At 64.6% G+C, this 12,351-nt stretch carries 10 protein-coding genes; 6 read left to right on the forward strand and 4 right to left on the reverse strand.

Features of this window, described 5'->3' with window-relative positions:
• Positions 1–81 precede the first annotated feature (81 nt).
• Positions 82–1,095: a zinc-binding alcohol dehydrogenase family protein gene (locus BTW08_RS04890; RefSeq protein WP_075561406.1), complete on the forward strand. Its 1,014-nt coding sequence runs from the start codon at positions 82–84 to the stop codon at positions 1,093–1,095.
• A gap of 4 nt (positions 1,096–1,099) precedes the next feature.
• Here BTW08_RS04890 and waaA read toward each other — a convergent pair whose 3' ends face one another.
• The 3 genes from waaA to BTW08_RS04905 are packed head-to-tail and all read right to left on the reverse strand — an operon-like array spanning position 1,100 to position 4,929.
• Complete coding sequence (gene waaA / locus BTW08_RS04895) at positions 1,100–2,395, reverse strand: lipid IV(A) 3-deoxy-D-manno-octulosonic acid transferase (RefSeq protein WP_075561407.1); 1,296 nt, start codon at positions 2,393–2,395, stop codon at positions 1,100–1,102.
• Positions 2,396–2,401: 6 nt separating this feature from the next.
• A complete protein-coding gene (gene hldE, locus BTW08_RS04900) occupies positions 2,402–3,832 on the reverse strand; it encodes a bifunctional D-glycero-beta-D-manno-heptose-7-phosphate kinase/D-glycero-beta-D-manno-heptose 1-phosphate adenylyltransferase HldE (RefSeq protein ID WP_075561408.1) in 1,431 nt (476 codons plus the stop codon).
• Positions 3,829–4,929 (reverse strand): glycosyltransferase family 9 protein, encoded by a 1,101-nt coding sequence (locus tag BTW08_RS04905; protein WP_075561409.1) that lies wholly within the window; start codon positions 4,927–4,929, stop codon positions 3,829–3,831. Before BTW08_RS04905 ends, hldE begins: the two co-directional genes overlap by 4 nt.
• Before the next feature lie 57 nt (positions 4,930–4,986).
• Here BTW08_RS04905 and BTW08_RS04910 point away from each other — a divergent pair, with 57 nt between their 5' ends.
• Positions 4,987–6,309 (forward strand): glycosyltransferase family 4 protein, encoded by a 1,323-nt coding sequence (locus tag BTW08_RS04910; RefSeq protein WP_075561410.1) that lies wholly within the window; start codon positions 4,987–4,989, stop codon positions 6,307–6,309.
• A gap of 6 nt (positions 6,310–6,315) precedes the next feature.
• Here the strand turns inward: BTW08_RS04910 and BTW08_RS04915 are convergent, their stop codons facing one another.
• Positions 6,316–7,455, reverse strand: a complete 1,140-nt coding sequence (locus BTW08_RS04915) for a glycosyltransferase family 4 protein (RefSeq protein WP_075561411.1) — start codon at positions 7,453–7,455, stop codon at positions 6,316–6,318.
• A 202-nt stretch (positions 7,456–7,657) separates the two neighbouring features.
• On the opposite strand from BTW08_RS04915, the gene BTW08_RS04920 reads away from it, so the two are divergent.
• The 4 genes from BTW08_RS04920 to BTW08_RS04935 all read left to right on the forward strand — a co-directional run bounded on the left by BTW08_RS04920 (position 7,658) and on the right by BTW08_RS04935 (position 12,300).
• Complete coding sequence (locus BTW08_RS04920; RefSeq protein ID WP_075561412.1) at positions 7,658–8,392, forward strand: 3-deoxy-D-manno-octulosonic acid kinase; 735 nt, start codon at positions 7,658–7,660, stop codon at positions 8,390–8,392.
• A 14-nt stretch (positions 8,393–8,406) separates the two neighbouring features.
• On the forward strand, positions 8,407–10,248 hold the full coding sequence (locus tag BTW08_RS04925; protein ID WP_075561413.1) for a DUF3413 domain-containing protein: 1,842 nt from the start codon (positions 8,407–8,409) through the stop codon (positions 10,246–10,248).
• Positions 10,249–10,415: 167 nt separating this feature from the next.
• A complete protein-coding gene (locus BTW08_RS04930; protein ID WP_075561414.1) occupies positions 10,416–11,219 on the forward strand; it encodes a glycosyltransferase family 2 protein in 804 nt (267 codons plus the stop codon).
• 4 nt (positions 11,220–11,223) lie between these two features.
• Positions 11,224–12,300 carry a glycosyltransferase gene (locus BTW08_RS04935; RefSeq protein ID WP_075561415.1) on the forward strand — a complete coding sequence of 359 codons (1,077 nt, stop codon included), beginning with the start codon at positions 11,224–11,226 and terminating at the stop codon, positions 12,298–12,300.
• Positions 12,301–12,351 lie beyond the last annotated feature (51 nt).

Genomic DNA, 12,351 nt, shown 5'->3' on the forward strand with positions numbered 1-12,351 from the left:
TTTGTGCGTATTACGCATCGAAGCCCTTACTCTATGATCGAGTCACGAGAGGCACAATCGTCAATCAGAGGAAGAACCGAAATGAAAGCTGTCGCTTACGAGACCCCGGGCGAGATCAACCGCGCCGATTCGCTGATCGATATCGAACGCGAGATGCCCGCGCCTGAAGGCCGCGACCTGCTGGTCGAAATCAAGGCGATATCGGTCAATCCGATCGATACCAAGATCCGCGCGAGCGCATCGCCGGAGCCGGGCGAGTGGAAAGTGCTGGGTTGGGACGCGGCGGGCATCGTCAAGGCGGTTGGCGATGACGTCGACGGCTTCGAACCCGGCGACGAAGTTTGGTATGCCGGCGAACTCACCCGCCCCGGCACCAATAGCGAATTCCATCTGGTGGACGAGCGCCTGGTCGGCCACAAGCCGAAGACGCTGGGGTTCGCCGAAGCCTCGGCTCTGCCGCTGACCACGATAACTGCCTGGGAGATGCTGTTCGATCGGCTGGAGGTCGAGCGTCCGGTCGTCGGCGCCGCCAACGCCATTCTCATCATCGGTGGCGCCGGTGGCGTCGGGTCGATCGCCATTCAACTGCTGCGTGCACTGACCGACATGACCGTCATCGCCACCGCGTCACGCCCGGAGACCCGCGCCTGGGTCGAGAGCCTCGGCGCGCACGCGGTCATCGATCATAGCCAACCGCTCGCCGCTCAGGTCGAACAGCTGGGCCTGGGCGCGCCGGGGTTCGTGTTCTCCACTACCCAGAGCCAGCTCCATCAGGATGAAGTCGTCGAGTTGATGGCGCCGCAGGGTCGATACGGCCTGATCGATGATCCCGAAAACTTCGTCATTAACGATTTCAAGCGCAAGGCCATTTCGGTTCACTGGGAGCTGATGTACACGCGATCGCTGTTCCAGACCCCGGACATGGGGGAACAGGGTGCGTTGCTGAATCGCGTCGCCGGACTGATCGACGACGGCCGCATCCGGACCACCCTGACCGAGACGATGGGTCCGATCAACGCGGCCAATCTCAAGAAGGCGCACACCCTGATCGAAAGTGGCCGCGCCAGAGGCAAGATCGTCCTGGAAGGGTTCTAGAATTCTAATGTTCGGTTGATGCCGCCAGTTGCGCGGTGATCGCTCGGCGAGTCCGGGCGAGCGCCCCGCGATTGGCGGCGACCACCGCCCGCCCCGCTTCACCCAACCGATGACGGCGCTCGTCGTCGCTCAGCAACGCCACGAGCGCCTCGCCCAGCTCCTGGCCGTCTTCGACCTCGACCCGCGCGTCGCTCTGCGCCAGGATGTCGGCGATCTCGCGCAGGTTGTCCAGATACGGACCGCTGACCACCGCGACACCCAGCGCCGCCGGCTCGAGCAGGTTATGCCCCCCGATCGGCGTGAGCGACCCGCCGACGAAAGCGATATCGGCACAGCCGTAGAGCTTCATCAGATCGCCCATGGTGTCGCCCAGCAGCAGTGTCGTTGCATCGGTCAGCGTTGGCCGGGCGCTCAACCGCAGCACCGCCTCGCCAGCGTCGAGACAGCGAGCGTGGACCTCCTCGAAGCGTTGCGGATGGCGCGGTACCAGAATCAGCAGCGCGGTGGGAAGATGACGCCTGAGCAACGCGTGCGCCTCGAGTATCTGTTCGTCTTCTCCCGGATGAATGGAGCCCGCGACCCACACCGGCCGCGCGCCCCAGCTCGTTCGTAGCTGCCGACTGGCCTCACGGGTGGCATCGTCCACATCGAGATCGAACTTCAACGCCCCGGTCACCGCCACCCGCGACGGCAAAGCCCCGAGCGTCTGGAAGCGCTCACTATCGACAGCGGATTTGGCGCCGATCCAGGCGATCGTCTCGAGCATGCCGCGGCTCAATGCCCCAAAGCGTTGATAGAGGCGGAACGCGCCGGCACTCAGGCGCCCGTTGGCGACCACCACCGGTACGTTACGGCGCTGACAGGTGGCCAGCAGATTGGGCCAGAGTTCGGTTTCGGCGATGATAGCCAGACGTGGCTTCAAGCGGGTGATGAATCGCCGCGCGCTGCCGGGAAAATCCAGTGGCAGGAAATGGTGGGAGACGCGGTCGCCGAAGGTCTGGCGCACGCGTTCGGCGCCGGTGGCGGTCATGGTGGTGATGACCAAGTCATGATCGGGATGATCGTCGAGCAGCGCCCGGATCAACGGCGTGGCCGTGACGACTTCGCCCACCGAGGCCGCATGCAGCCAGAGACGGGGGCGATCACCGCTAACCCCAATGAGTCCGAGTCGCTCACGTCGCGGGTGAGTGGGTGCCCACTCACGCCACACCCGCCACCATATGAGGGGCGACAGCAGATAGATCGTCAGCGTATAGAGCCAGCGGGCGAGCCGCGGCGTTACTCCGAGCCGAGAGCGCATCGACGATCAGCGCTCGCGGTCGAGAATGGTGTCGATCATGGTGGTGGTCGACACGCCATCCTCGAAGCCGAGGACCAGAACCTCGCCACCGTTGGCGATCACCGCCTCGCCGCCGGCGATAGCCTCGGGCCGATAGTCGCCGCCCTTGACCAGCCGATCCGGCAGAATCGCCTCGATCAGCCGCGCCGGCGTGTCTTCGCCGAACGGGACGACCCAGTCGACGGCCGCCAATCCGGCTAGCACCTGCGAGCGCCGCGCCAAGGTATTGATCGGCCGCTTGGGGCCCTTGAGCCGCGCCACCGAGGCATCATCGTTGACCGCGACGATCAGCCGATCGCCGAGGCGCTTGGCCTGTTCGAGATAGGCGACGTGACCGGCGTGCAGAATGTCGAAGCAGCCGTTGGTCATCACCACGCGTTCGCCGCGCGCCTGGGCCGCCCGCACGGCCGCGACGAGCGCGCCTTCCTCGATGACGCCGTACTCGGCGAGGCTGTCGCCGTGCAGCGCGGTGTAGAGTTCCGCCACCGACAGCACCGCGGTGCCGGGCTTGGCCACCACCAGGCCGGCGGCCAGGTTGGCCAGCATCACCGCCTCGCCAAAGCCGTGGCCTGCCGCCAGCGCCAGACCCAGCACGCCGATCACGGTGTCGCCGGCGCCGGTCACGTCGAAGACTTCGCGCGCATGCGTCGGCAGATGCAGCGGCGGGTGACCCTCACGAATCAGCGTCATGCCGCGTTCGCTGCGGGTCACCAGCAGCGCTTCGAGTTCCAGATCGGCACGCAGCTGCTCGCCCTTGGCGGCCAGCTGCGCATCATCGTGGCAGGGCCCGACGATCGCCTCGAACTCTGTCAGGTTGGGAGTGATCACGCTGGCGCCGCGATAGCGGCTGAAATCGCCGCCCTTGGGATCGACCAGCACTCGCTTGCCGGCGGCGCGGGCGGCGGCGATCAGCGTCTCGACCCGATTGAGACTGCCCTTGCCGTAGTCGGACAGGATCACCACGTCCGCGTCGCCCAGCGCTGCCTGGACCTTCTCGATCAACGGCGCGGTATCGACGTTCCACAGCGGCGACTCGAAGTCGAGACGGATGAGCTGCTGATTGCGACTCATGACCCGCAGCTTGGTGATCGTCGGCACATCGCCACTGCGCTGGAAGTAAGCAATCACATTGGCCGCTTCCAGCGCGCGCTCCAGATGACCGGCGTTGTCGTCGTCGCCGACAACGCCGGCGAGGCTCGCCCGCCCGCCCAGCGAAGCGATGTTGAGCGCCACGTTGGCCGCCCCGCCCGGACGATCATCGGCATCTTCCACCTTGACCACCGGCACCGGGGCCTCCGGGGAAATGCGCGACGTGCCGCCGTGCCAGTAGCGATCCAGCATCACGTCGCCAACCACCAGCAGGCGGGCGTGCTCCAGTTGCGAAAGGTCGACTTTCATCCTCGTGACTCCAGCGCGTCGTCCTCGCCAGGCGCAGCGGTATCGGCCAGCAGTCGATCCAGGTGCTCGACCACGTCTTCCAGCGTGATCAGCGCCATGGCATCGGCGTGGCGCACCCGCGTGCCCCAGGTGACGGTCTCGACGGATTTGTTCAGGTAGCGGCGTACGGCGTCAGGGTATCGATTGACGACATGGTCTCGCCAGCAATAGGGCGCCGCGCGGTCCGGATTGGTGGTGGCGTAAAGCCCGAGCGTCGGCGTTTTCAGCGCGTTGGCCATGTGGACCGGGCCGGAGTCCGGCGCGATCACGACGCGGGCGCGATCGAGCAGCGCCAGCAAGCCCTTGAGCGAAGTCCGGCCGATGGCATCGATGATTTCGACGTTCGGACACAGGCGTCGAATCTGCTCGCCCATGTCACGCTCCAGGGGGCTACCGCCGCCACTCATGACGGTCTTCAAGCCGTGACGTTGCCAGGCATGTTCGATGACCGCCGCATAACCTTCCGCCGACCAGTTGCGAAAATTGCGCAGACGCGGATTGGCACACGGGCTGATGACCAGATAGGCCTGATCGCCGGTCAACTGACGCGCTTCTTCATAGGCAGCGTCGGGTACCGGCAACGACCAGTCGAGGCGCGTGTCCTCGACACCCAGCAGCCGAGCGAAATCCATGAACGATTCGAGCACATGCGCCCGCGGATGCACCGCCAGCTGGCGATGCGTGAACCAGTGCTGCCAATCCTTGGCCCGCGCCTTGTCGTAACCCACGCGCACGTCGCACTTGAGACCCAGCGACAGCACGCTCGCGCGCAGCGCCTGCTGCATGTGCAGCAGCACGTCGAAGCGAGTGTCCTTGAACTGACGCCATATCTCGCGCATGCCGGCCAGACCGGTGGCCTTGTCATAGATCACCAGATCGACACCATCGAGCCCGCTGAGCAGGCCGTATTCTGCCTTGCCGACGATCCAGGTAATACGGGCCTCGGGCCACCGGCGCTGCAGCGCGCGCACCGTAGGGACCAGATTGCAGACGTCGCCCAGCGCGGAAAGGCGCAGGATGCCGATGTGTCGCGGGCGCTCTGGCAGAGAATGCTTCATGGGCCTGACCGACTTCCCATTGAGTGAAACGCCCATTCTAACGGAAGTTGACCGACGATGACCCGCAGCGCCAGGAACAAGCGGTATAGTGGCCCCGATCAGGAGGTTCGAAGATCAGAATTCGAAGATCCGAAGTCCACGAATGATGACGAGGAAAGTCATATTACCTCCGCCACCGCTTCCGACAGCGACCCCGACATCATCCCCTGTCGTATCGCCCATCTGGTCAGCCTCAAGAATCTGGGTGGGGTCGAGCGTTATTTTTCACGCTTTTTCGACTGTAGCGCTCGACGCGACGACAGCCACGTACTGCTGCAGACCAATGGCATCCATCCTTATCTCGATGACTATTTTCGGGGGCTCGAGAACCGGCTGCATGGCATCAAGGGGCCGAAAGGGCTCAAGTTGCCGGCGCTGGGGAACCTTCGCAGTACCTATCAGCAGCGGTTACTGCGCGAACTGGCGCCCGAGGCCCTGCTGGTCTGGAACAAGATCTCGCGACACCCGCTGACGCTACCCCGGGATATCCCCATCTATCATTTCGAGCGCGGTAGCGCCTGGCTGGCGAAGGATGATCCCAGCTTGAGGCGTTACATCGAGAGGCTCTCCGGCGTGCTGGGGATCTCGCGGGCGGCCCACCGCATTCTGCAGCTCAAGTGGGGCCTCGATCCCGATCTGCCCTCGAAGACGCTCAACAACGCTATCGATCTGCCGGCGCTGGCCTCGGAGCACCCCGAGGGCCGTTTTCGCCTCGGCTTCGCCGGGCGCCTACAGGGACTGAAAGCGCCGATGATCGCCCTCGAGACACTACGGGCGCTCAAGCCACGTTTCCCGGCCGCAGAGCTATGGATCGCCGGTCAGGGGCCGCTCGAACCCGTCCTGAGAGAATGGACACACCGCTGGCAGCTCGAGGAGAGCGTGACGTTCTGTGGCCCGGTGGCAGACATGTCGGGGTTCTACTCGCAGTTGGACGCCTTTGTCTGCCCCTCCTGGCGGGAGCCTTTCGGCAACGTCGTACAAGAGGCCGTGGCCCATGGACTCCCAACCGTGGTGGGCAACATCGATGGCCTGCCGGAATCCATTCTGGACCCACGCAACGGGGCGATTCTCGAACCGACGCGCCCACGCGAAGTGCTGCGGAAGTACGGGGATGCCTGCCTCCTGGGCCCGCGGGAAGTCTACTCACCCGATCAGGATGATCTCGTGCAAGCCAAGGTGCTCGACCCGGAAGCCATTGCCGAGACACTACTGGCCTGGGCCGAGAATCCGCGACTGCGACGCCAGATCGCAACGAGAGCCCGGGAACAGGTGGCACGCGACTACACCCTGGAACGCTACGTCGAGTCGCTGGCCGAATTCTTCAATGCACAACTGCGTTGAGCGAGATCAGTCAGCGGCCGTCAACGTCAGGAAGGAATGCCTCAACTTCTCGTTCTGACAGCGGTAAGAGTAATCACCCACCAACCGCGAGAGCGTCAGCCCCAGGGCTTTGACATCGGACGCTTCCAGCATTCCTTCGAGACGCGCCACCCAGGCCTGGGTATCCCGACTTTCCAGAATCAGGTCGGCGTGGTCGGTTTCGAGCAGCTCCGCAGCGCCAGTCGTCTTGGACAACAATACCGGCGTTCCGCAGGCCATGGCCTCGAGCGAGACGCGGCCGAACTCCCCGATATGGGCCGGCAGCACGAACACATCCAACGCGCCGTAGAGTGTCTCGACGTCACTGACCGTGGTGCGCCAGATAAAGCGCTCGGCAACGCCCGCCTGCTCGGCCTGGCGCTGGTAGGGCGAAAAATCGTCTTTGCCGACCACCAGAAAGCGGCATTTCCCCGCCAGCCGCTGTTCCAACCCGGCAGCCATCTCGACGAAGCCGGCCACGTTGCGTTTGGTGAAGTTGCCGGAGGTAATCAATCCGATCAGCCAGGTCTCGTCGTCGACGCCCAGTTCGCGTCGGCGTGTCTCGCGGCCTACCGATGCGCGTTCGAGATTGAAGACGTCGGGATCATAGCCGGGATAGCTGATCTCGATTCGCGAATCGTCGATGCCGTAGCGCGTGCGAAGATCCTGCGCCATCATGCGCGAGTTGACCGCCACCCGGCGAAACTTGCCGGCCTCGAGTACGTGGTCATGAATGGCCGCCACTTCATGGCCCGCGGGCAAGTCGCGGCCATGAATACGCTGGCTGGCGAGATGCACACAGTTGTGCATGTAGACGACGTCCGGCGTTTCCACGTCACCATGGCTGACCAGCATCGCGGGGGGGTGGCGCCGACACCAGGCCTGCACCCGGCGGTTGAACCAGAAGCGCCGAAAGGGCCCCTTGAACGGCCAGCGTTTCAATCGAATCAACTCGGCACCGGCCGCCTCCGCCAGCTCACGCCGACCGCGCTCGGCGAGAATCACCACCCGATAGCCCAGGGCTTTCAATGCCGCGGCCTGCTCGAAGGCGTTGCGACTGGCGCCGGTGCTTTTTTCCACCTGACGAATGGCGATCACGGCCAGCGGCGCTTGCGAATCTTCAGTCACGAAAGCTTCCTTGATGTTCGATGATGCCCGAATGATCGGCGAGGGCCCGAATGGTCGACGAAGGCGAGCAGCGTGACCCCCCGACATGCGGCGGCAGGTTTGCCCGGTTACAATGCGCCCGGCGGCCAGTCGTCGCCAATCCTGTCTCTCCGCCGGCCGGCGACGTATCAATCCCGCTGCGGCCCAACGTCAAGGACCGGTCATGACGCTTACGACCTACCACCATCGGGACTCGCACATCTTATACGATGATACGCGTCTCGCTCAGCCCGACCTGCCGATTCTGCCGGCGTTCGGTGAGGCCTGGCTCGAGCCGGATGCCTGGGCCGAACGGGGTCTGGTGGTCGGCTCGGCACCGGGCCGCGGGGCGAGCCAGTTTCTCGAGATCGACGAGCACCAATGGGTGCTGCGGCCCTATCGTCGCGGCGGCATGGTGGCCAAAGTCAGTCGGGCCGACTATCTGTGGACCGGGCTCGAGCGCACTCGCGGGTTTCGCGAGATGCGCCTGACGCGCGCCCTGTTCGAACAGGGCCTGCCGGTACCGGCACCGGTGGCGACCCTCGTGGTACGTCACGGCCTGAGCTACCGCGCCGCGCTGATCACCGAGCGCCTGGCGAATAGCCAGGCGCTGGCTGAGCGTCTGGCCGAGGCTTCGCCCGCGCTGCTCGCCGATGTCGGCGCCACCATTCGGCGCTTTCATGATGCGGGCCTCGATCATGTCGATCTCAACGCGCGCAATCTGCTCGTTTCAGCCGACGATAAGATTTGGCTGATAGATTTCGATCGCTGCCGACTACGCCCGCAAGGTGCCTGGCGTCAGCGCAACCTGTCACGGCTCAAGCGCTCCCTGGAGCGTTTCTCGCCTACGGGTGCCCGAGCGTCCTACGATCTCGTCATCGAGGGGTATCATGGCGCGCCCGGCACTCCTTCACGCTAAGGCTCTTCCCGTTCATGCATGACACGCTAAAGCGCCGTTGGCGCAGCACGTTACTCTTTGCCCTGTTTCAACTACCCCTGGCCTGGCTGATCGCGCTGCGTTATTCGCCCTACCTGGCCATGCCGCACGATGCCATGGGGATCGCCTATCTGATCCTGACCTGGATCGGTCACTTCGGCATGCTGATTCTGCTCGGCTGGCTGCCGCTCGCCGTGCTGGCGCTGGTGCTCAAGCCCCGCTGGCTATGGCTGCCGGCGATGCTTCTCGGGGCGCTGGGATTGAGCGCGCTGCTGCTGGATACGGTCGTCTACGCTCAGTATCGCTTCCACGTGAATGCGTTCATGGTGTCGCTGTTCCTGAACGACAAGGACGGCGAGATCTTCAGCTTTGCCGCCTCCACCTGGGTGGCGATCGTAGGTTGCGTGGTCGCCGCACTGGCGCTCGAAGGCTGGATTGCCCGTCGCCTGATCGTGAGTCATCGCGGTCGCCGCCTGCCAGTAGGGCTCGCCTGCGGGATCATCCTGGTGACACTGATCGGCAGCCATGCGCTGCACATCGTGGCCGATGCCCGCTACCAGCGTAGCGTGACCCAGCAGGTGGGTATCTATCCACTGCTGTTCCCGGCCACCGCCAAGGGCTTCATGGAAGACCATGGCTGGCTCGATCCACGCGCTGCCCGTGCCGCGCGAGCCGATACCAACGCCAAGCAGGCGCAGAATCTCGACTGGCCCAAGAATCCGCTGAGCTGCCAGCCCAGCAGCAAGCCCAATGTCATGGTGGTGCTGATCGACTCTTGGCGCGCTGACGAATACGGCCCCAAGAACACGCCGAATCTCTACGCCGCGCTGAACGACAGCGGCCGCCGCTATCTCGATCATTACAGTGGCGGTAACGCCACCCGCAACGGCGCCATGAGCCTGTTCTACGGCCTCACCGGCAACTACTACGCCTATCTGGACGATACCCAGACGCCGCCCCTGCTGATCACCCAGCTGCAGAAGCAGGACTACGCGATGGGCATCTTCTCCTCGGCCAGCCTCGACGGCGTCGGCTTCGATCGCACGATCTTCACCTCGGTCGACCCGCTGCGACTGAGCACGCAGGGCGACTCCCCGGCAGGCCGCGACCGGCAGATGACCGAGGACTGGCTAAGCTGGGTCGATCAGCAGGAGCAGGAAGACGATTCGCCCTGGTTCGGCATGCTGTTCTACGACGCGCCCCACGGCTACGACGTGCCGGACGACGCCGAGCAACCGTATCAGCCTTCGGTGAAAGGGATGGATTATCTCGATCTGGGTCCGGATACCGACCCGACGCCCTATTTCAACCGCCACCGCAATGCGGTGCACTACGACGACGAACTGCTCGGGCGGGTAATCGACGACCTCAAGGCCAAGGGCGAGTGGGACAACACCATGCTGGTGGTCACCGCCGATCACGGCCAGTCCCTCAACGACTTCGGCAAGAACTACTGGGGCCACAACAGCAACTTCGCGTCGCCACAGACCCACGTGCCGATGGTCGTCAACGGCCCCGGCGTCGAGCCCGGGCAGGTCGAGGGCATGACCAGTCACCTCGATGTCATGCCGATGCTGATGCGTCACGCGCTCGGCTGCCGCAATCCGCTCTCCGACTACGCCCAGGGCGAGGATCTGCTCGCGCCGAACATCGACCACCCGTGGGTCCAGTCCAGCAGCTACATCGATTACGGGATTATCGAGCCGGAGCGCATCACCGTGGTCGACGGCACCGGCCAATGGAATATCGTCGATCGGCAGCTAGATCCCATCGAGGACGCCGAGTTCTCCCCGGCGGTGTTCGACGCCATGCAGTGGTTCCGTCAGTTCTACCGATAGCGTTGCCGATGGCACAATGACTGGCGCTACAATGCGCCAGGCGCTGCCAACATTCTGGGCGGGGCGTCGCGATACTCCGCGACGCCCGCTATCGTTTGGCACCGGGTACGACCATTCATCCCCGACCCGCCATCCACGACCATTCATCGACGATCCAGGACTTGCCCATGGCCGCCATTACCGGCGTGGTGATCACGCTCGACGAAGCCGACAACATCGAAGCCTGCCTGGCGTCGCTCGCCCGGGTCTGCGACGAGCTGATCGTGGTCGATTCCGGCTCCCGGGACGACACCGTCGCCCGAGCCGAGGCGCTGGGCGCCCGCGTGATCCATCAGCCGTATCTGGGCGATGGCCCGCAGAAGCGTGTCGGCCCGCAGGCGGCCAGCCATCGCTGGGTGCTGTCGCTGGATGCCGATGAGCGGCTCACCGACGGCGCCGTGGCGGCGATTCAGGCGCTCGATCTGGACGCCGGTGAAAATGGAGAGGCCAGTCACGACGCCTATGCGCTGCGTCGGCGCAACTTCGTCGGCAGCCGCTGGATCCGCCATTGCGGCTGGTATCCGGACTACTGCATCCGGCTGTTCGATCGCGAGCGCTGCGGGTTCTCCGACAGCCGCCAGCACGCCTCCGTCCAGGCGCAGAATACCAAACGGCTCGACGCCGATCTGGAACACTACTCGTTCGCCAATCTCGCCGAGCTTTTCGGCAAGGCCAGCGGACGTTTTTCCAATCGCGCCGCCAAGATCATGTATCTCAAGGGCAAGCGTGCCAACGCCATGTCTCCGGCGCTGCACGGCGCCAACGCCTTCGTACGCAAATACGTGTTCCAGCGCGGCTTTCTCGGCGGGCTCGACGGCATTTCCGTGGCGCTGTCGGCGGCGGTCAACGCCTACCTGAAATACGCCAAGCTGCTCGAACTGCAGCGCGATGCCCAGGTTCGCGAGGCCGAAGACTTCGACCGGATCTGGTGAATCCATGGAAAAACCGACCCTGCATATCCGCCACGTCAATCTGGCCCGCGGCTTTCGCGGCGGCGAGCGCCAGACGCTGCTGCTGATCGAGGCGCTGGCCCGAATCGACGATGACCAGATGACAATAGCGCAGAGCCTCCTCTGTCGGCGCGACTCGCCGATGCGCGAGGCATTGGTCAGTCTCGATATCGGCGTCACGCTGATCGATGCCGATCATGCCCTCGCCGGGCACTCTCATCATGATCGCCATCCTCCGAAGGCGACCCTGACCCATGCCCACGAAGCCAAGGCGGTGCACTGGGCATGGGTCGAACGCCGTCTGCACGGCACGCCCTACCTTCTGACCCGCCGCGTCCCTCAGCCGGTCAAGGACAAGCGCTTCAATCGCTGGACCTATCGCGGCGCAGCGATGGCCGTGGCGATCTCGTCGGTGATCGAGAACCATCTTCGCGAGAGGAACTGGTGTCCCGTCACTCGCATCCCCAGCGTGCTGTCGGGTCAGCCCAGCGATGCGAGCCGGGTCGAGGCGTTGCGCGAGCGTTTTGCCGGACGTCGCGTGATCGGCCATATCGGCGCGCTGGTGGATCGCCATAAGGGGCAGCGGGTGCTGATAGAGGCAGCACGACGGCTGCGCGAGACGCATCCGGATGTCTGCTTCCTGCTGCTCGGCGAAGGCGACGACGGCGCGGCCCTGAAGACCGAGAGCGCGGATCTCGACAACGTGATCTGGGAAGGCTTCCAGCCCAATGTCGGCGACTATCTCGAGATCATGACGCTGTTCGCGTTTCCTTCCCGCAACGAAGGCCTCGGATCGACGCTGCTCGATGCCATGGACCACGGCGTGTCGATCGTGGCTAGTGACGTCGACGGCATCCCCGATCTGATCGAGCACGACGTCAGCGGGCTGCTGGTGCCGCCCGCTGACCCCGATGCGCTGACAGCCGCTCTCACCGCGCTGCTGGAAGATCCGGCGCGCCGGCAGCGATTGGCCACCACTGCCAGTCAGCGCCTGTCGGCGTTCACCCCGGACGCCATGGCCACGGCCTATCGCTGCGTTTATCGGCGGCTCGCCGGCGGCTGATTCTGCGGGCAGGCTCTCCCGGTGGCGCGATACTTGCGCGCCGGGAACGTG

Origin of the sequence: Salinicola sp. MH3R3-1, from assembly GCF_001937155.1 — a bacterium.
In the GTDB taxonomy this organism is placed as follows: domain Bacteria; phylum Pseudomonadota; class Gammaproteobacteria; order Pseudomonadales; family Halomonadaceae; genus Salinicola; species Salinicola halophyticus.